The 20850-nt window shown below is 34.6% G+C and carries 18 protein-coding genes; 10 read left to right on the top strand and 8 right to left on the bottom strand.

The genetic code is table 11. From position 1 onward, the window contains the following. Nucleotides 1–1195 (top strand): tetratricopeptide repeat protein (locus KJ849_02485; protein ID MBU2599428.1); only part of this gene is annotated, 1195 nt, incomplete at its 5' end. A gap of 335 nt (nt 1196–1530) precedes the next feature. Here KJ849_02485 and KJ849_02480 read toward each other — a convergent pair. After that, entirely contained in the window at nt 1531–2544 is a 1014-nt protein-coding gene (locus tag KJ849_02480; protein MBU2599427.1) for an NAD-dependent epimerase, read from the bottom strand. A 367-nt stretch (nt 2545–2911) separates the two neighbouring features. Between KJ849_02480 and KJ849_02475 the strand changes: the two genes are divergently transcribed. From KJ849_02475 to gatA, 9 genes are all read left to right on the top strand, one after another. After that, nucleotides 2912–3868 carry an NGG1p interacting factor NIF3 gene (locus tag KJ849_02475; GenBank protein MBU2599426.1) on the top strand — a complete coding sequence of 319 codons (957 nt, stop codon included), beginning with the start codon at nt 2912–2914 and terminating at the stop codon, nt 3866–3868. 98 nt (nt 3869–3966) lie between these two features. Continuing rightward, nucleotides 3967–5706 carry a DNA primase gene (gene dnaG, locus KJ849_02470; GenBank protein MBU2599425.1) on the top strand — a complete coding sequence of 580 codons (1740 nt, stop codon included), beginning with the start codon at nt 3967–3969 and terminating at the stop codon, nt 5704–5706. A 6-nt stretch (nt 5707–5712) separates the two neighbouring features. Continuing rightward, nucleotides 5713–7413, top strand: a complete 1701-nt coding sequence (gene rpoD / locus KJ849_02465; protein ID MBU2599424.1) for an RNA polymerase sigma factor RpoD — start codon at nt 5713–5715, stop codon at nt 7411–7413. Between the two features lie 107 nt (nt 7414–7520). After that, nucleotides 7521–8261, top strand: coding sequence for an acylneuraminate cytidylyltransferase family protein (locus tag KJ849_02460; protein ID MBU2599423.1), 741 nt, complete (start codon nt 7521–7523; stop codon nt 8259–8261). Nucleotides 8262–8516: 255 nt separating this feature from the next. Continuing rightward, nucleotides 8517–9941, top strand: a complete 1425-nt coding sequence (locus KJ849_02455) for a B12-binding domain-containing radical SAM protein (protein ID MBU2599422.1) — start codon at nt 8517–8519, stop codon at nt 9939–9941. Further along, nucleotides 9934–10092, top strand: a complete 159-nt coding sequence (locus KJ849_02450; GenBank protein MBU2599421.1) for a hypothetical protein — start codon at nt 9934–9936, stop codon at nt 10090–10092. The genes KJ849_02455 and KJ849_02450 overlap by 8 nt, the downstream gene beginning before the upstream one ends. Nucleotides 10093–10684: 592 nt before the next feature. Further along, nucleotides 10685–11869 (top strand): phosphopentomutase, encoded by a 1185-nt coding sequence (locus KJ849_02445; GenBank protein ID MBU2599420.1) that lies wholly within the window; start codon nt 10685–10687, stop codon nt 11867–11869. Between the two features lie 68 nt (nt 11870–11937). Beyond that, nucleotides 11938–13119, top strand: a complete 1182-nt coding sequence (locus KJ849_02440) for a DegT/DnrJ/EryC1/StrS family aminotransferase (GenBank protein MBU2599419.1) — start codon at nt 11938–11940, stop codon at nt 13117–13119. A gap of 13 nt (nt 13120–13132) precedes the next feature. Beyond that, nucleotides 13133–14587: an Asp-tRNA(Asn)/Glu-tRNA(Gln) amidotransferase subunit GatA gene (gatA, locus tag KJ849_02435; GenBank protein MBU2599418.1), complete on the top strand. Its 1455-nt coding sequence runs from the start codon at nt 13133–13135 to the stop codon at nt 14585–14587. A 171-nt stretch (nt 14588–14758) separates the two neighbouring features. On the opposite strand, the gene nifU is transcribed toward gatA, so the two are convergent. The 7 genes from nifU to KJ849_02400 form a co-directional block, all read right to left on the bottom strand. Further along, the gene (gene nifU, locus KJ849_02430) at nt 14759–15157 is read right to left on the bottom strand and encodes a Fe-S cluster assembly scaffold protein NifU (GenBank protein ID MBU2599417.1); all 399 of its coding nucleotides are present in this window, start codon (nt 15155–15157) and stop codon (nt 14759–14761) included. 34 nt (nt 15158–15191) lie between these two features. Continuing rightward, nucleotides 15192–15707 (bottom strand): YIP1 family protein, encoded by a 516-nt coding sequence (locus tag KJ849_02425; GenBank protein MBU2599416.1) that lies wholly within the window; start codon nt 15705–15707, stop codon nt 15192–15194. Nucleotides 15708–15867: 160 nt separating this feature from the next. After that, nucleotides 15868–16134: a hypothetical protein gene (locus KJ849_02420; GenBank protein ID MBU2599415.1), complete on the bottom strand. Its 267-nt coding sequence runs from the start codon at nt 16132–16134 to the stop codon at nt 15868–15870. A 419-nt stretch (nt 16135–16553) separates the two neighbouring features. Continuing rightward, a complete protein-coding gene (locus KJ849_02415) occupies nt 16554–17195 on the bottom strand; it encodes a DNA alkylation repair protein (protein MBU2599414.1) in 642 nt (213 codons plus the stop codon). Nucleotides 17196–17509: 314 nt separating this feature from the next. Then, nucleotides 17510–19066 carry a bifunctional phosphoribosylaminoimidazolecarboxamide formyltransferase/IMP cyclohydrolase gene (gene purH, locus KJ849_02410; protein ID MBU2599413.1) on the bottom strand — a complete coding sequence of 519 codons (1557 nt, stop codon included), beginning with the start codon at nt 19064–19066 and terminating at the stop codon, nt 17510–17512. A 191-nt stretch (nt 19067–19257) separates the two neighbouring features. Next, on the bottom strand, nt 19258–20373 hold the full coding sequence (gene ald, locus KJ849_02405) for an alanine dehydrogenase (protein MBU2599412.1): 1116 nt from the start codon (nt 20371–20373) through the stop codon (nt 19258–19260). A gap of 1 nt (nt 20374) precedes the next feature. Continuing rightward, nucleotides 20375–20515 (bottom strand): hypothetical protein, encoded by a 141-nt coding sequence (locus KJ849_02400; protein MBU2599411.1) that lies wholly within the window; start codon nt 20513–20515, stop codon nt 20375–20377. Between the last annotated feature and the right edge of the window lie 335 nt (nt 20516–20850).

Here is a 20850-nt window from a genome sequence, read left to right as displayed (position 1 = left end):
ACAAAAAGAAAAACTCTCGGCTCTCCTTCTTAAGAATAAAGAAGATATCTCTGTGCTTTGGGTAATAAGTAAACTAGCTTCCTGTGAAGATGAGTTTATGAAGCTTTCTTCATTGGCTATAGAGAGGGTAGAGGAAGATACTAAAAATGCTTATGCCCGGATATTAGCTAACTTTGGATATATTTACGGCCTGGAAAATCAGGTGGATAAAGCTATAAAATTATATACCATTGCTTCTGAAATATCGAGAGAATATAGTCTGGTTTGGTATAATTTAGGGGTTTTATATGGCCGAAAAGGAGAATTTGAGAAAGAGATTCAGTGTTATGCTAAAGCGATAGAAATTGATCCTGAAAATGCTTTAGCCTGGTTGAATTCAGGTATCGCTTATGGTAAAAAAGGAGAAGTTACTAAAGAGGCCAGATGTTATGCTAAGGCCATCTCTATTGATTCAGAAAATACTATTGCTTTATATAATTTGGGTTTAGCCTATGGAAGAAAAGGTAATATCAAAGCTCAGATAGCGTGCTTTGAAAAAGCTATTAAAGCTGATCAGGATTATGCTGTCTCTTGGTATAATTTAGGAGTTTCATACCGACAACAAGGAGAACATGAAAAAGAGCTGAAATGTTACGAAAAAACCATTGCCTTAGATCCAGAATATGCTCTGGCTTGGTATAATTTAGGAACTTTATATGGAAAAAAGAATAATATAGATAAGGAGATGGAGTGTTATCTTAAAGCTTTGGAGATTGATCCTGAAAATGCTTTAGCTTGGTATAGCTTAGCGGTGCTCTATAACAAAAGGAAGATGATCGATAAAGAAATACAATGCTTAGAAAGATCTCTCTCTATTGATCCTGAAAATGCTTTAGCCTGGTATAGTTTGGGAATGCATAAAAAGAAGATCAAAGATATTAAAGAAAGTATCCAATGTCTTAAAAAGACTCTCTCTTTAGATCCAGAATGGGCCTTGGCTTGGAGTGAATTAGGGATGTGTTACGAAGAAACAAATGAGGTTGATAAAGCTATTAAATGTTACGAAAGATGTGTCGATATAAATCCTAATATTCCTCAAGTATGGCGTAATTTAGGCTTTGCCTATCGGAAACAAGGAAATACCTATAAAACGATGCGTTGCTTTGAAAAATTCCACCAAGCAAGTTCTTCCAAAAATAGTCTTGAGGTAAAATGAAGCCCTTGATGACTTTTTAAAAGCATATTTTGGTTCTTTCGTAATTATTGTGAAGTAATTGTTGTAAGGTGTTGAAAGATAAGGAGTAAACAAAAAAGGTAGTCTGTTTATCGCCCATTTATCACAGAAGAACTACCCCTTGACCAGACCATAAATCCTCTCTTTTTGAAAAGGCCACAACCATTCTTTCGCTGAATTCACGAAGCCAGCCCTTATAAAATTGCCTTCCACATATCTCGAAACTATTAGTAAATGTTCATCTCTCTGGATGATAAAGCTTTTGAATCTTCCCTGCTATATATGTCCATTGCTCCCATAATATCCATTTTTTCTCTTTAAAGGTGTTTATAATATTCCTTATACCACTCCACAAACCTCTTTATTCCTTCTTTAATACTTGTTGTCGGCTTGAATCCAACATCTCTCATAAGGTCATCTATATCAGCATAAGTAGCCGGGACATCTCCAGCCTGTATTGGCAAAAGGTTTTTCTCTGCTTTTTTACCAAGACAGTCTTCAAGTGTTTCTATAAAACACCTCAGTTCAACAGGATTATTGTTTCCTATATTATATATTTTATAAGGAGCATAGCTTGACGATGGATCAGGTAGATCGCTGCTCCATACAGGATTAGACTGGGGGATTTTATCCAGAACCCTGACTACCCCTTCTATTATATCGTCAATATAAGTAAAGTCCCTTTGCATTTTACCGTAGTTAAAGACATCTATAGGTTTGCCTTCCAGTACCGCCTTTGTAAATAAGAACAGTGCCATATCCGGCCTGCCCCATGGACCATAGACAGTAAAAAATCTCAGTCCGGTACATGGAATTTTATAGAGGCTGGCATAGGTATGCGCCATAATCTCATTAGCCTTCTTGGTAGCTGCATACAGGGATACCGGATGGTCAACATTGTGATGAACCGAAAAGGGCATCTTTGTGTTGGCGCCATATACGGAGCTTGATGAGGCAAAGACAAGATGTTTCACGCTATAGTGCCTGCATCCCTCAAGGATATGGGTAAAACCGACAATATTGCTTTCTATATAAATATAAGGATTTGTAAGACTGTAACGTACCCCAGCTTGTGCTGCAAGATTTACAACTGCATCAAATCCTTCACCCTTAAATAAATTAAGGACATCCTCTTTATTTTCAAGAGACATCTTTACAAACTTAAATCTATTTCTACCTTCTAATTGAGACAGCCTCGCCATTTTCAAATTTACATCATAATAATCATTAATATTATCAATACCAACAACCTCGTCACCTCTATCCAATAATTTCCTTCCCAAATGAAAGCCAATAAAACCAGCAATGCCCGTTACCAAAACTTTTTTCATGCCTTTACCTTTCTTATCGCTATATATAGCACTTATTAATAAAAATTTGACATAGAGCAAATTAATTTGAGGGCAAACAAGTTTATCTTTTATTGCTCGGTATTATTTCCTATGTCCAGTTTTCGTTAATAACTACTATAATGGCGATTTTCTTAGTTCAATAGCTGAACTAATGTACTAAATAACATTAAACAATGTCAAGAAAAAACAGCAATTTTGTCAAGGCAAAAGAGGACATTTATAAATTGGTAGAATAAGACATTTCTATTTGTGGCTAACATAAATAAAAAATTGCTTGCTTACAAGGTTAATATATGATAACATTTATTGTTTATTTAATACTATTATTAGTTGGGAGGTAAAGATGCTGACTATAGAAAAGCTTTATCAGCTTGTAGTTGACCATGGAATAGAAGTAGATCCTCGTGGTAGAAAAGCTGTTGAAGAAGAACTAGAAGAAACTAAAAAAAGTTACCAAGACTTAAAGGAAGAGGAAAAAAGTGAATTTGATCAGGAAAAACTAAGCAATCCTTTTTCAGATACCAGAATTCTATATGGAAATAGGGAAAAGATAATCAAAAGAATCTTAGTAGGTATCGATATGGAGGGGGGAGAGATATTATTAGCTGATAGATTGTCTGAGAAAGGAAAATCTATTGATTTGGTTATTGCCCATCACCCTGAAGGATATGCCTTAGCTGGTCTTTATGGAGTGATGAAGATGCAATCGGATGTATTAAATAAATTTGGAGTTCCTATTAATATAGCTGAAGGTATTCTAAAAGAACGGATTTCAGAGGTAGAAAGAAAATTGTTACCAGTTAACCATAACAGGACTGTAGATATGGCACGTCTTTTAGACATTCCCTTTATGTGTATGCATACTCCTGCGGACAATCATGTTGTTGACTATCTACAGAAGATGCTTGATCAAAAGGAGCATAAGAAGGTTAGAGATGTAGTTAAGGTTTTAAAGAACATTCCTGAATATAAAGAAGCTTTATTAAATGTCGCCGGTCCTAAAATTATTGCTGGAAATGAAAATAATCGGATAGGGAAAATCTTTGTAGATATGACTGGAGGTACCGAAGGTTCTAAGGATTCATTTGAAAAACTTTCTATAGCTGGAGTAGGAACAATGATAGGTATGCATTATAGTGATGATCTCCGGAAGAAGGCAGAAAAGTATCATATCAATCTTATCGTAGCGGGTCATATTTCGTCTGATAACATAGGCATGAATTTGCTTTTAGATAAGATCGAGAAAGAGTATTCTTTGGAGATTATAGAAACATCTGGTTTTAAGAGATATAGAAGAATATAACTTCTTTTAATTTATCTTCTTTTATCTTAAAATTCTTTTATCTTAAAATTATCTTAAAAATTTAAGATGGCTGATCCTTGATAATCAACAAAAGAATTATGGTAAGTACTATTTTTCCAGAAACAATAATTAATGAAATTCGGGATCATTTTGACCTTGTGGATATTGTTTCCCAGTATGTTTCGTTAAAAAAGAGCGGTGAAAATCATAAAGGGCTTTGTCCGTTTCATCCAGAAAAGACTCCTTCTTTTACTATAAGTACTAAAAAACAAATATTTCATTGTTTTGGATGCCATGTGGGAGGAAATATCTATTCTTTTATCATGAAGATAGAAGGATACTCGTTTCCACAAGCGGTGAGGTTTTTAGCTGAAAAAGCCGGAATTTCTTTACCTGTTTATCCTTCCGAAGAAAGATCTAAAAAAGATATACTTTTAGAGATAAATAGCCTGGCTATAGATTTTTATAGAGAAAACCTAAAGAAAGAAGAGGCAAAAAAAGCTTATTCTTATTTAAAAGAAAGAGGTATAACTAATCAAACTATTGATAAATTTAAGTTAGGGTATGCTCTTCCTAGCTGGGATAAGCTTTATCGTTATTTAAGTTGGAAAGGAATAAGCGCAGAAAATATTGAGGAAGCAGGACTTTCTATAAAGAAGAGAGAAGGTTATTATGATCGTTTTCGAGATCGGTTAATCTTTCCCACCTTTAATTTGCAAAATCGGATATTAGGTTTTGGAGCTCGAGTATTAAATAATAATTTGCCAAAATACATCAATTCTCCAGAAACCTTGATTTATAATAAAAGCCAAATTTTATATGGATTAAATTTTGCCAAAGAAGCTATTCGTTTAAAAGAATTTTTAATCTTAGTAGAAGGGTATTTTGATGTAATTACTTCCTATCAATTAGGAATTTTAAATGTAACTGCTATCTTAGGTACTTCTTTAACAGAAGACCATGCTCAAATTATCAAACGTTATGCCAATAAAGTAGTTATAATTTATGATCCTGATAACGCTGGTATTAAGGCTACCATTAGGAGTTTAGATATATTTTTAGAAAAAGAGATGGTGGTGCAAATTGTTACTCTTCCTGAAAGATTAGATCCAGCAGAGTTTTTATTAAAAAAAGGGGTTCTTTCATTTAACCGTCTGATCAATAATGCTTGTGACTTTTTAGACTATAAGATAGCTGTGGCTTTAAGAGAGATAGATATAAAGAAAGCAGAAGGAAAGGGAAAACTTATCAAGACCTTAAAGTCAACTTATTTAAAATTAAAAAGTCCTTTGCAACAGACAGAGTTTGTAAAAAAGATTGCTGATAAATTAAATATAGCTGAAGAGGTGGTATTATTAGAAATTTCTTTTAAACCTCCATTTGTTTCTAACAAAACTAAAGAGAGTTTTATCCAAGAGGGAGAGAAAAGGTCTTTAATGGCAGAAAAAGGTTTCTTAAGAGTATTCTTTCAAGATCTTAATCTTACTAATCAAATTATGGACAAAATTGAGGTAGATGATTTTGAAGATAGTGAATGTAAGGCTATATATAGCTTAATCTTGAAAAAGATTGAAAACCAAGAGAATATAGAATTTAAAAAAATAATAGATGACCTAACGCCTTCTCAAAATTTCTTTATTTCAGAAATAGGTGTAGAAGAGAGTAAGGTTACTTCCGAGGAGATAAAAGATTATATAAACTATTTCTATAATCGAAGATTAGCTAAAAAAGTTAGAGAAATTAAAAAAAAAGAGAAAGATGGAATAATTGATCAAAAATTAATTCAAGAATGTTTTTCTTTAAGAAAAGAGATAGAAAAAATAAAAAAGGAGAAATAAGTTTTTGTGAAAAAGAATGTTATTCCTGAAGAAATTAAAAGACTCATTGAATCCAAAAAAGAGCGAGAGGAGCTAACTTATGATGAATTAAATGAGCTTATTCCAAATAGCTCAACTCCTCAAGAAATAGAAGTTATATTTGTTTATTTAAGTGAACATAACATTAATGTGGTAGATGAGCTTTCCACGGAAACAAGCGAGGAGAAATTATTTCCCATTTCCGGAGAAGGTGAACGTAAATTAGAGACAGAAGAAGAGTTGAAGGTTGAAGATCCTATAAAACTTTATTTACGAGATATTGGTCGTACTGAATTGTTAAAGCCCAAAGAAGAGATTGATGTCTCTAAAAAAATAGAAGAAGCTGAAGAAAAAATCAAGAAGATTTTAATTCAAAATGGTATCTTAACTAAAGAACTTAAAAAGGCTTATAAAAGAATAGAAGATGGGAAAGTCGATATTTTTGATTTTATTTCCTTTTCCACTCAAGAAGCTACAATGTTCACGGATAAAAAAAACAAAAAATTTTCCTTCAAGATTACCAAGCAGCTGAAGAATATAATAGAATGTGATGATGAAATAAAAGAAATCCAAGAGAAGGTTTCAGAAGTAAAAAAAGATAAAGAAGAACTTTTAGAAAAAGAAAAACTTTTAAAAAAGATAAAAGAAAAGAAAGATAAGCTCTTTACGTTATTTAACAAGTTAGGTTTGCATAAAAGTATTATTTCAGAAATTACTAAGAATATAAAAAAAACGGTCAAGAATATTCAAGAGATAGAAGAAGATCAAAGACTTCAAGTAGAAAATATGAGATCAAAGAAGGCGTTTAAGAAAAATCCTCAAGTAAAGAAAGAGATGGAATGGGTTCAAAAAATCATTAGAGACAATAAAAATAAATTACTCAAAATAAAAGAAGATTATGAAATAGGCACAGAAAAAATAAAGTTTATTTATCAAGAATTAAAGGCAATAGAGGAAGATATGGCTAAAGCTAAAGCTTTAATGGTATGTGCTAATTTGAGATTAGTGGTAAGCATTGCTAAGAAATACATAAGTTGGGGGTTAAATTTTTTAGATTTAATTCAAGAAGGAAATATAGGACTTATGAAAGCAGTAGAAAAATTTGAATATAAAAAAGGATTTCGTTTTAGCACTTATGCTACCTGGTGGATAAGACAAGCCATTACTCGAGCTATTGCTGACCAATCGCGAACTATTCGTATTCCTGTTCATATGGTAGAGCAAATTAATAAAGTAATTAAAGAATCTCGTCGTTTAGTTCAAGCATATGGCCGAGAACCAATTCCCGAAGAAATAGCTAAAGAATTAGGTTACCCTATAAGTAGAGTGAGAAGTATTTTACGAATTTCTCAAGAACCTATTTCTTTAGAAACTCCTATTGGCGAAGAAGGTGATACTCGCTTAGGTGATTTCGTGGAAGATAGATCAGTGGATTCACCAGTAAATGTTACCACTTTCTTATTATTACAAGAACAAATAAGGAATGTTTTTAAAACTTTATCTCCCCAGGAGGAGAGAGTTTTGAATTTGCGTTTTGGTTTAGAAGATGGGTTTCCAAGAACTTTAGAAGAGGTGGGGTGTGAATTTAGAGTTACTCGAGAACGTATCAGGCAAATTGAAGCTAAAGCCTTGAGAAAACTTCGCCACCCTATTCGCAGTAGAAAACTTAAAGACTATTTAGAAAAATAAACTTATTTGACCAAAGAGATATTTTAGAAAAAAGATAGTCCTGGCTAATGTTCGGAACTATCTTCCGTCAAGCTTTGCCCTATGGTCCTCAGGAAGGCGTGAAATTTATGAAAAAAGAGACAAAAATATTAGTGATTATAACGGCTCGAGGAGGAAGCAAAGAAGTTAAAAATAAAAATATCTTGCCCATCCAGGGTGTCCCACTTATTGCTTATACTATTGATATTGCCTTAAAAGCAAAGCTTCCAGATAAGGTAGTAGTTTCTACAGAAGATAAAAAGATTAAAGATGTTGCTCTTAAGTGTGGAGTTTCAGTAATTGATCGACCAGTGGAGCTATCTTCTGATACTTCTCTGGTGGAAGATGCTTTAATTTATACAGTTAATTATTTATCAGAAAAAGAGAATTATCATCCAGATTATATAGTAAGCTTACCTGGTAATGTTCCTATTAGAAAAGAAGGATTAATAGACAAAGCTTTAGATCTTTTAATTAAGAATGACTTAGATGCCGTGCTTTCTGTAGTTGCGGTAGGAAAATACCATCCTGATTGGATGCTTAAGCTTGATGAAGATTTAGAGATATTTCAAAATATCCAAAGTAAGGTTAATCAGAGACAAAGATTAAGTAAACTATATATTTATGATGGAGAAGTCTGCGTTCGAAAAAAAGAAGTTTTAATGAAAGATAATGGTAGACTTCCTTTGTATCGTTTTATGGGAAATAAGGTAAGAGCTATTATCCAAAACAAAGAAGATACGGTAGATGTAGATAGTTATGCTGATTTTTTATATGCAGAATTTTTAGTCAAGAAATACAATATTGTGCCTACCTGTTACAAGGCTTAATACCAAATTGCAATCAAAGGTATAATAACAATTTCGGTATAAATATGAAAAAACGGTTAAATCCGAATATCGAAATCCGAAATACGAAACAAATCCGAATACCAAAATTCAAAATCCAAAACAATAAGATATTTGAGATATTTGGTAGCTTGCAACATTTTATTTCTGATTGCAACTTGGTATAAATCCCTTAATTATCAGACTCCATTAGAAGTCTTTAAGTCGAGTGTTGCGCTTTCTGGTTGAATTCAAGATATGAATATTCTATTAATTAATCCTCTTATAAGGGAGAGGGACCTTCCTCGAAACATCCCACATGGAATTGCTATCCTTGCTTCTGTATTGAGAGAAAAGGGGTATAATGTCATCCTTTTAGACATCAATGGATGTCGTTATTCTAAGGAAGAGGTAAGGAGTAGGCTAAAGAGTCTGGACTATGATGTAGTTGGAATAGGTGGCTTGATTCCTGTTTATAGGGAGGTAAAATGGCTTTCTGAGACAATAAAGGCAATACACCCGGGTATTCCTATCATAGTGGGAGGAAGTGTTGGTTTCTCAGTTCCCGAATTGGTGCTTCAGAGAACAGGGGTCGATATTGTATGCAATCAGGAAGGGGAGATGACCTTACCAGAAATCCTCCATGCTATTGAAACAGGGTCTAAACTGGACAGTGTAAAAGGGATTTGGTTCAAGAAAGATGGTCAGACAGTGAAGACCCCTGAGAGAGAGTTGATAAGAGACCTTGACATCATTCCTTTTCCTGCATGGGACCTACTTCCAATGGATGTTTATCTTAATAACCCTGTAGTTGGCGTTGGTAGGGATATTGATTTTATCTCAAGCCGAGGATGTCCTTATCAGTGTACCTTTTGCTTCAGGGCCTTTGGAAGGAAGTATAGGCCACATTCTGTTGATTATATTGTCGAAGCCATTAAGTTTTTGAAGAGAGACTACTCGATTGACTTTGTATCATTTCAAGACGATGAGTTCATTGCCACACCTAAAAGAGTGGAGGAGTTTTGTGAAAGATTGCAAAGGGCAGATATTAGGATAAAATGGTCAGCTACAGGGAGGGTAAATCTTGCCAATAGAGAGTTGTACAAAAGGGCAAAAGAGGCAGGCTGTGTTTCTATAAGTTATGGGATAGAGTCAGGAAGTCAGAGGATGCTTGATTCTATGAAGAAAGGGGTTACGGTTGAACAGGCCAAAGAGGCAATATCTTTAAATAGGGAGGTAGGATTAAGGTTGCCTACCTCATTTATAGTGGGTATGCCTGGGGAGACAGGGGAGACAGCGTGGGAGACCGTTGAGTTTTGTAAGGAGACAGCTATTCCTTTGAAGGGCTTGATGTTTGCCACCCCATATCCAGGCACAGAATTATTTGAATATGCCCTAAAAAACAATAAAATCAAAGGAGACATAGAGGACTTTATCTTAAGGCTTGGAGATGCCGTTGATTTCACTGTTAATCTTACAGATGCATTCACTGATGATGAGCTGATAGCCTTGCGAGAGGAGATGATTGAGGAGGTTAATCTCCATTATCGTCCTCCCTCGACTGAGGAGATGGAGAGGTTTAATATTGAACTCTATGGTGAAGAATTATACAGAAGGGCTCAAAGACAGGTAGAACTACCTGCATTTAAAAAACATAGAGAACTCCATGGGTTCAATGAATAAAAAGAAGGCAAATATAGTTGGAGTAATTACTGCCCGGGGAGGGAGTAAAGGTCTTAAGAATAAAAATATCCTTCCTCTATTAGGAAAACCAGTTATCTATCATACCATAGAGAAGGCTATAGAAAAGCAAACTGCTGGACTTCTCTCATAAAGAGAAATTATTGCTCATTGATAAAACAAATAGGGAAGTACCCATTAACCGCCAGGCAGAGCTTTTAGAAGTATCCAGATCAAGTATTTACTATGAACCTGTGATAGACTGACACAATCTTGTCCTGATGCGGCTAATAGATGAACAATATGTCAAAACTCCTTTCTATGGTTCCAGGAAGAAACTGCATTCCTAAAAAGGAATGGTCATCAAATTAACCGAAAACTGGTTCAGAACCTGATGCAGCAGATGGGGCTTGAGGCAATCTATCCCAAGCCCAACTTAAGCAAACCTAATTCTGAACATAAAATATATCTCTATCTTTTAAGGGAAGTTGAGATTAATAGGGTCATTCGTAATTATTTGACTCCAGTTGAGGTTTATTTTAATTAAGAATAATTTAAGTGTAACTTAAAAAACCTAAATTATTGTCTTGACAAATGGGTCCACCTTAGTTGGCTGCGTTGTAACAATCTAGGCAAAATGTTACCAAAGGAATTTATACTTACCATCATTAGAACAGACGTAGTCTCGCCTCCTTCTATTTCAACTATTAAGACTAAGTTTCTTTTTAATTAGAGAAGTGATATAAGTGAAGGATAATCTTTTCTTTAAAAGAGTAATCTTAATTATTTTGGATAGCGTAGGAGTGGGGGCTCTTCCTGATGCAGAGCAATATGGGGATTTAGGATGTAATACCTTAGTTAATATAGCTAACTACCTTCGAGGACTTCATCTTCCTAATTTAGAAAGATTAGGATTAGGTTTAATCTCTAACATCAGAGGCATAAATGATAAAATAACTCCTCAAGCTTTTTACGGAAAAATGAAAGAATCTTCGGTAGGCAAAGATTCTACTACAGGGCATTGGGAATTAGTTGGGCTTATTACCGAAGAACCTTTTGCTACTTTTCCTCATGGATTTCCAGAAGAAATTATTAAAGAATTTGTAGCCAAAACTGGTTTTGAGATTATTGGTAATTACCCGGCTTCTGGAACGGAAATTATCAAAGAATTAGGTGCCGAGCATCTCAAGACAAAGAAACTTATTGTTTATACCTCCGGAGATAGTGTTTTTCAAATTGCGGCTTCTGAAAAAATTATTCCCTTAAATGAACTTTATAGAATTTGTGAGATTGCTCGGGAGATATTAAATCCTTATCAAATAGCTCGAGTTATTGCTCGACCTTTTATTGGGGAAGTAGGTTCTTTGGTAAGAACTAAAAATAGAAAAGATTTTTCTATAAAACCTCCCCAAGATACTCTCTTAAATATTTTAGAGAAAAATAATCTCGGTATCGTGGGTATTGGCAAGATAAAGGATTTATTTGGTGGCTCTGGAATAAAAGATTGTCTATCAACTAAAGATAACCATGATGGTCTTCATAAGACCATTAATGCTCTAAAAAAAGTTAAGGATGGTTTAATCTTTACAAATTTAATTGATTTTGATATGCTTTATGGACATAGAAATGATATTGTAGGGTATGCAAAGGCCCTTTTAGAATTTGATGATCATCTTCCTTTAATCTTGGCTGGCCTCAAGAAGGAAGATCTTTTAATTATTACCGCTGATCATGGGTGCGATCCTACCACTAAAGGGACAGATCATACTCGAGAATATGTGCCTTTATTGGTTTATCAGTCAAAGTTTTCTCAAGGCCAATGGTTGGGAATAAGAGAATCTTTTGCTGATGTGGGTCAAACTATTGCTGAAGTGTTTAAAGTTCCAAGCTTGAAACATGGAAAAAGTTTTTTAGAGGCAATTGTTTCTTAGGTCTTTAAAAAGTCCTTAAGACAAAACACATTTTTTATCAATCTTAACAAGTGTTTTAGAGGAGAACAATGAAGAAGTTAGCTATTTTAGGAGGAAAACCTATCTTTAAAAATTATCTGCCTATTGCCTTTCCTTCCTTGCCACCTTTTAAAGAAGTGGAAGATAAGTTTAAGGAAGTCTTTTTAAGCGGGATGATTACTAATGCTAAGTATGTAAGGTCATTAGAAGAAAAGATAGCTAATTATTTAAATGTTAAATATGTAGTTTGCGTAGCTAATTGTACTTCTGGTTTAATCTTAAGTCTTAAAGCCTTAAAGTTAAAAGGAAAAGTTATCGTTCCAAGTTTCACTTTTTTTGCTACAGCTCATACTTTGTCTTGGAATAACCTTACTCCTACTTTCGTAGACTGCCATAGGGAAACTTTCAATATAAATGTATCTTTCCTTGAAGAGAAGATAGATCAGGAAACTTCGGCCATTATGCCTGTTCATATTTTTGGTAATCCGGTCTTAGTGGAAGAGATTAATAAGATTGCCCAGAAATATTCTTTAAAGGTTATTTATGATGCCGCTCATGCTTTTGGCTCAAGGTATAATAATTCTCCTTTAGCTGGTTATGGGGAGGTAGAAGTATTTAGCTTAAGTCCTACTAAACCATTGGTAGCTGGAGAAGGAGGGGTAGTGGTCACTAATAATAAAGAGATAGCTGAAGCCATAACGATGGGTCGAGATTATGGCAATCCTGGAGATTACCACTGTAAAATGGTGGGTTTAAACGCTCGAATGACAGAAGTTAATGCCATTACGGCTCTTAAAAATTTGGAGTTATTTCCTGAGAGGTTGGCCAAGAGAAAAGAAATAGCTAATTTTTATATCTCTAACTTAAAAGATATTCCAGGAATAAGTTTTCAAAAGATAGAAGTAAATGCTTCTTCATGTTATAAAGATTTTGCGATCATCATCGATGAAGAGAGATTTGGCTTAAATAGAGATGAACTGGCTTTAGTTTTAGAAAGAGAAAACATCAGCAGTCGCAAATACTTTTTTCCACCTGTTCATAAGCAAGAAATTTACAAGAGTAAAGACATTCCTTTAGAAGGGTTGGAGAATACTAATTTTATCTCAGATCATATCTTATGCCTTCCTTTGTTTGCTCAGATGAAAGAAGAAGAGATGCTAAGTATTGGCGAGGTAATCAAAGAAGCTCATCAAAATACTTCTTTGATCAAAGAAGTATTTAAAGAAAGATAAAAGGAACTTCAGAATGGAGCTATATCAACTAACTGCTCACCAAGCCCACCAACTTCTTAATGACCGTAAAATTTCTTGCCAGGAATTAGTAAATTCTGTCATAGAACGGATTAAAACAACAGATCCGGAGATTAATGCTTATATTACCAAATTTTTCGATCAAGCCTTAAAACAAGCAGAAATTATTGATCGTCAGATCAAGAATAAAGAAGAACTTCATCCTTTAACAGGAATTCCCATTGCGGTTAAAGATAATATTTGCATTAAAGGAACACTTACTACTTGTGGTTCTAAAATTCTTAATAATTACTATGCTCCTTACGATGCCACGGTCATAGAAAAACTTAAAGCTGTTGGCGCCATCTTCATAGGTAAAACCAATATGGATGAATTTGCGATGGGTTCTTCTAATGAAACATCTTATTATGGGCCAGTCAAAAATCCTTGGGAAAAAGAAAGGATTCCAGGTGGTTCAAGTGGAGGATCAGCTGCTTGCTTAGCTGCTGATGAAGCGATTTTAGCCCTAGGTTCAGATACCGGAGGCTCTATTAGACAACCAGCTGCTTTGTGTGGAGTAGTAGGGCTTAAGCCTACTTATGGCCTTGTTTCTCGGTATGGATTAATAGCTTTTGCTTCTTCCCTGGATCAAATTGGACCTCTAACTAAAGATGTTACTGATTTAGCGATCTTATTAAACACTATCGCCGGGCACGATCTTAAAGATACGACTTCACAAGATTGCTCAATACCAGATTATACGAGGTTCTTAGATGGAGAAATAAAAGGTATCAAGATTGGCATTCCTAAAGAATACTTTACAACGGGCATTCAAGAAGAAGTTATGTCTAATATAAAGCAAGCGATAGCTAAACTTGAAGAGTTGGGAGCTCATTGTTTGGAGATCTCTCTTCCTCATACTGAGTATGCGGTAGCTACTTATTATTTAATTTGCACGGCGGAAGCTAGTTCTAATTTAGCTCGTTATGATGGGATAGAATATGGTTATCGCTATCCAAGTAATGATCTTATGCAGATGTACAGAGAAACTAGAAAAGAAGGTTTCGGAGCAGAGGTAAAGAGAAGGATTACCTTAGGTACTTTTGTCCTTTCTGCTGGTTATTATGATGCTTATTTCTTAAAAGCTCAAAAAGTTAGAACTTTAATTAAAGAAGATTTTAACCAAGCTTTTAAATGTTGTAATCTTATTCTTACCCCAACTACTCCTACCATTGCTTTTAAAATAGGGGAAAAATTTAACCATCCTTTAAGTATGTATCTTTCAGATATATTTACTATTTCAGCTAACTTAGCAGGAATTCCTGGTATCTCTGTTCCTTGTGGGTATGCTCATCATTTACCAGTAGGTATTCAATTTTTAGCTCCTTACTTTAGTGAAACTCTTTTAATAAAAGTTGCTTATACCTTAGAACAAAATAACTTTTTTGAAAAAGAAAGCTTGAGCTGTTAATCTGTTTACTTGTTCAGCAAACCTTTTGATTACCCGTGACCATTTCTTAAGCCAGGTTATTTCTTCAAGATGCGTAATCTTATCAATAGAACATTTATATCTTCTCTTAACTAGATGAAGATATACCCTCTTTTTAAACTATGGAATTTTCTCTGGCCTTTACTATGGAATTTATTCTACTATTGAGGGTCGCTTAACATTTTTTTCTTTCTGGTAATCTTCAATTGCCCTATGAAGGGCATCTGCGCCTAAATTAGAACAATGCAATTTATTAGGTGGCAAACCACCCAACTCTTCAGCTACCATCTTATTGGTAATAGCCAGCCCTTCCTCTAAAGTTTTTCCTTTAGCCATCTCACTAACCATACTTGAGACCGCAATTGCCGCTCCACAGCCAAAGGTCTTGAATTTAACATCAGACAGGCAGCCGTCATCTACCTTGATATAAAAGGTCATCAGGTCTCCACAGGTAAGGTTGCCAACTGTGCCCACACCATCAGGGTTTTCAATCTGCCCGACATTGCGCGGATTAGCAAAATGCTCCATTACCTTTTGACTATAATCGAACATCCTTTTCCCCCTTATAACACTCATTAATCATAATTTATTTGAGCATAGAAAACAATAACACCAGGATTAACGTTTGAGCGATCCAGCCGATCACACAAACCCCTACAGCTCGTAATGTGCTTTTATAGTCAAGAGCTTGTCTGACCGCAATCACCATTGCCGATAGCATCCAAATTGAGGCCAATAGAAAAGCAATCCCTGCCAACCCTGGAATGATACCTAATATTCGAATCAAGCCGGGAGAGCTCGAAAAGCCAATAGTACGCAGCAATTCACCGAGATTTGCTTTGGTCTGTGGCTCTGGAAGAAATCTAGTACCAATAAAATAAGTGATATATGCCCAGACATACCATCCAATAAGAGCTGCAATTGTTCCCATTAAAATCCCGCCAAGTCCTCCTCTTGAAATGCTTCCTACCCCAGCTGCTATACTGGAAAGAACAACGATTCCCATAGCCTGACCCAGTGCCCCCTTATCAGCCTCAACCTCTTCATACAGATGAACATCTAACTTAGCAGCGCGAATAATACGATCCTTAAAATTAGTCATTGTACCCTCCTAAATTTATTCAACACTTTAAAAAAAGTGATGCTTTCTTTAAACTGACCGTCAAAATTTCAGATAACGATTTCGATATTTATGAAGTCTCGCCTCTGGCAGGACTGGGGCGAGCAAAGCAAATCACAAACATCGTATTATCCGAAGTTGATTACATTTCTTTTATTGACAAAATTATCATTAACCCTCTTCTATGATTGCAATAAACAGTCTTTGCTATGTGAATATAGATTAGGTAAACAAACAATTCCATCATCGATGAAGCATTATCAGCAAATTCATCAACAACCCAAACATACCTTTTTATTCCATTTTTGATTATTTCCAAGGGCACTAAAAATGCACCAGTTGTAAATATCCTTGGTTTTGATTCAGCAAATGTATTCTCATCCAATTTCTGTTCAATTTTCAAACTCATATCTTTTCACCTCGCTTATTGAACTTGTGACATTAAAAAATGTTGCGTTGTCTTTCCATCTATTGATTTAAGATAAGCTGAACGACTTAATAATTCATCTTTATTCAAACAATGATATTCTAAATATGCCAATTCCAGTTCAAACAATTCTGTTACTGATGTCAGCAATTCAATTTGGTTGTTAAATAAACTATTTAACATTGATGGGATGGTGGGATTTGGGGAAATTTCTGATTTCCCTTTTAGCCGCTGTTAAGTGACCGAGCCGAAGGCGAGGCAAAGAGCGAAGCGACGCAAAGTTCCGAACCCCACCTAAGATTAATTCTTTAATCATTAAAGTCACTTCTTTTTCATTAAGCCCACCTCTTTTTTAAGAGCATTCTCATTAAGGATTGCTTTTAAGATTTTGGCTTTATTTTTTACCTCATTTTGTTTGATATTGCTACCTCATCAGAATTCTTCTTTGTTATTTCTCTTAAAATCCATGATACTGCCTTTTTTATATCTTTGTCTTTATTTTCCATGACCAAATCGAGAATCCTAAAAACTTTATCTGTTATTTGGATTCTTTTGTATCCCAGTAAACTCACCACTCCAAAACGTTTGATCCATTTATTCTCGTTCTTTATCCATTTTTCAGAAAGTGGCAAAACAAGTTCTGAACTTGAATGAACTATCGGTTTTATTCCACACATGGCAAGGTTATCGCAAACAGCCCAATTATCAAGTTCAGGTAATACCGAAGAGATAAAATCTAAGCAAATTCTTGGATTCTTTGGACCAAACTTCTCCAAGCATTTCCCTGCTATCTGCCTTGCTTCAAAAGAACCCTCATCCCAGATGGTTTTTAACAAAACTTTTGCTTTTGTTGGTTCTTTCAGAATAAATTTTCCTATCTCAGCAGCTATTATTCTTAGGATAGGAATTGGGATGCCATAAAATTTTCCAGTATCTGGGATAATCCTTTGATAATTTTTTGTCGCTTCTCTATCTACATAAGAATTAAGGAGTTCTTGCAATCCTTTTATAAATTCCTTTGGTTTATCTACTTTTTCAAGCAATTTCTTCATCCTTTTCTGGATTTGTGATTTGTCCATATTAAAACCTTTATAGCACTTATTAATGAAAATTTGACATAGAGCAAATTAATTTGAGGGTAAACAAGTTTATCTTTTATTGCTTGGTATTATTTCCTAATATAAGGCTTTCGTTAATAACTACCATAATAGAATTTTAAAGCGTTAATAGCCATCTTCAGTCTAAATGTAGCATATTTTGTTGGGCGGCTAAATAAAACAGGTAGCTTTTTATGTCAGGTATTTACAGCTTAAGTCAGGGTCATTCGGGACAGCTTTATAATTTAATGTTCTATGATTTAATGCTTAAAGCATCGAAGATTAGTAAAGACCATAGACATCTTATACTTATCTACTGCTTCTGTAACTTCATCATCCCGCATAGAACCTCCTGGTTGAATAATAGAGGTAATGCCAGCTCGATAAGCTTCTTCTATGCTATCAGGAAAAGGAAAGAAAGCATCTGAAATCATTACTGCTCCTTTAGCTTTTTCACCAGCTTGCCTTAAAGCTATCTTCACTGCTTGAATACGACTAGTTTGTCCAATGCCAAAACCAATAATTTTATCAACCAAGGAGACTAAAATGGTATTTGACTTAATATGTTTTATTGCTTTCCATCCAAAGATTAATGCCCTTAGTTCTTCTTGATCAGGGACTCTTTTACTGACTATATTTAAGTCTTTTAAGGTTATTTTCTTTATATTTCGCTCTTGAACTAAAAGACCACCCCCGGTAACTTTCTTTAAGTCATGATCTCTTTCATCGTAACTAAACTTTTCTAAAGGCTCATATCTTAGTAATCTAAGATTCTTTTTTTCGCTTAATATATTTAAAGCTTCCTTAGTGAAATCAGGAGCAATTACTGCTTCTAAAAAAGTCTTTATTATTTCTAAGGCTACTTCTTCATCTACTCCTCTATTAAAGCTAACGATTCCTCCAAAAGCAGAAATAGGATCTATTTGGTAAGCTTCTTTATAAGCTTGGGCTAAAGTAGTAGCGGTAGCAATACCACAAGGATTAGTGTGTTTAATGATTACAGTCACGGCCTCTTCGTATTCTTTAGCTATCTCTAAAGCAGCATCTAAATCTAAAATGTTATTAAAAGAGAGTTCTTTTCCTTGAAGTTTTTCGGCGGTAGTGACACTTGGTTCAGTCTTAGATAGTTCTTTATAGAAAGCTGCTCTTTGATGAGGATTTTCTCCGTACCTTAAATCAGTAATCTTTTGATAACTTTGATTTAAGGTTTCAGGAAAGAGATCTTTGCCGGGGAGCCGTTGGTATAGATAATTAGAGATAATGGTGTCATAACGAGCAGTAAGCATAAAGGCTTCCACGGATAAATTAAAACTTACTTCTTCTGGAATTTCACCGCTGTTCTTTTTTAAGGTTTCTATAAAATCTTGGTAATTATCAGGGTGAACGAGGGTAACCACATAAGAGTAATTTTTAGCTGCAGCTCGAATTAAAGCTACTCCTCCAATGTCTATGTTCTCGATAATTTCTTCTAAATTATTTGTTCGTTGAATAGTCTCAGCAAAAGGATAAAGATTAACGATAACTAAATCAATAGGTAGGATATTTAGTGTTTCCAATTGATGGAGATGGCTACTTTGACGTTTAGCTAAGATTCCCCCATGGATTTTTGGATGCAGTGTCTTTACCCTTCCTTCTAAAATCTCAGGAAAGCTAGTCAGATCGCTGACTAGCTTCATAGAAACACCCATATCTTTAATGATTTCTGCGGTGCCACCGGTAGAGATAATCTCCACCCCTAAATCTGATAACATCTTAACTAAAGGAATAATTCCTCTTTTATCAAAGACACTTATCAAGGCTCTTCTTATTTTAATCATCATTACTCCTTTTAATTGGTAAATGCTCAGGTATCAGCCATCAGATAGCAGTTTTAAAGGAGCTAACCCTCTAATAGGCGGAAAGCAAGGGAGAGCACATGTTTCATAATTAAAATTGCTCATAGGCTTACTATCACCTTGATTTCCTTGATCAAGGTTTCCTGCTGACACCTGACGGTTGAGCGATTACTTTAGCTTAATAACTTTTTCTTAGCCCAAGGTAAGATTCCGTATTGGTCAGCGATAGCTTTTAAGGTAATCTTACCGTCCATCATATTCAAGCCTTCCGCTAAAGTCCTATTGGCAGCTAAGGCTTTTTTCACACCCAGATTAGCTATTTCTAAGATATAGGGCAAGGTAACATTGGTTAAGGCATAAGTAGAAGTTCTTCCTACAATTCCTGGAATGTTAGCTACGCAGTAATGAATAATACCCTCTTCTATAAAAGTAGGTTTACTATGAGTAGTAGGCTTACTTGTTTCCAGACAGCCTCCTTGATCTATAGAGACATCTACAATAACCGAACCTGCGGTCATAGTCTTTAGCATTTCCCTATTAATCAAGAGAGGAGCTTTTTCTCCTTTATTTAAGACACTAATAATTACCAAATCTGTATCCTTTATTCTTTCTTTAAGCTCATAAGGAGTAGAGAAGATAGTGATTACATTTTTAGGAGCGACTTGACTAATTTCCCTTAGTTTCTCTACATTAATGTCCATCACGGTAACTAAAGCTCCCATAGAGGAAGCCATAATCATAGCATTAAACCCTACTATTCCTCCTCCGATAATTAATACCTTAGCTGGCATTATTCCAGGAAGACCATTTAACATTATTCCTTTTCCACCTCTTAAATTTTCTAAACACTTAGCTCCTTCCACCACTGCCATTTTTCCAGCAATTTCACTCATCGGAGCAAGTAGAGGCAAGAAATGATCCTTTGTCTGGACAGTTTCATAAGCAATGCAAGTAACTTTCTTTTCTAAGAGTTCCAAGGTTAGTTCTTTAGAAGAAGCAAAGTGAAAGAAAGCAAGAATAGTTTGACTTTCTTTGATTATCTTTCGTTCCGGAGCCAGAGGCTCTTTAACTTTTAAGATAACCTCACTTCGACTATATACTTCTTCAGAAATTTGGGCAATGGTTGCTCCTTCTTTTAAGTAGTCTTTATCAGAAAAACCACTTCCTACTCCAGCATCTTTTTCAATAATTACTTCGCATTTTGCCTTTCTTAAAGCTTCTACCCCTCTTGGTGTTAAAGCTACTCGATATTCTTCTTCTTTGATTTCTTTAGGAATACCAAAAATCATCTTACTTGTTTCCTTGTTTCTTTAATAATTTTAAGGTCTTTTTATTACTAATGGCCCTCTTTAAATTTAACTTCTTCTTTATCTCTTCTTTGTACTTATCTCCAAATAATTCCTTTACTTGACTTAAGGGGGATTTCTTCATTTCTTTTATCTCCTTATAAAGTATTTTTCAAAGGGAAATTTTAATACAAAATCTTTTTATTTTCAATCATTATTTAATTACTTGAGGTCAATATTTTAAAGAATATCTTAAGATCTAAAACTTTTAACTAAGAAACCAAATAAGACAGAGTTGATAAATTCTTAACAAAAGTTGTTGCGGAATCATCAGAATATCCTGTAATACCAAAATGAAAATGTCCTAATCTGGCAAAATGAAAATGTCCTGTTTAAGGATGTAAAATATCCCTCAAAAAAGGAGGGAGAAATGGAAGAAAAGGACATTTTCGAAATGAGCAAAAAAGAGTGGGCAAGATT

Source organism: bacterium, from assembly GCA_018830565.1.
In the GTDB taxonomy this organism is placed as follows: domain Bacteria; phylum UBA9089; class JAHJRX01; order JAHJRX01; family JAHJRX01; genus JAHJRX01.
The sequence above is the reverse complement of the archived record's forward strand: the minus strand, read 5'-3'. Positions and strand labels throughout refer to the sequence as shown.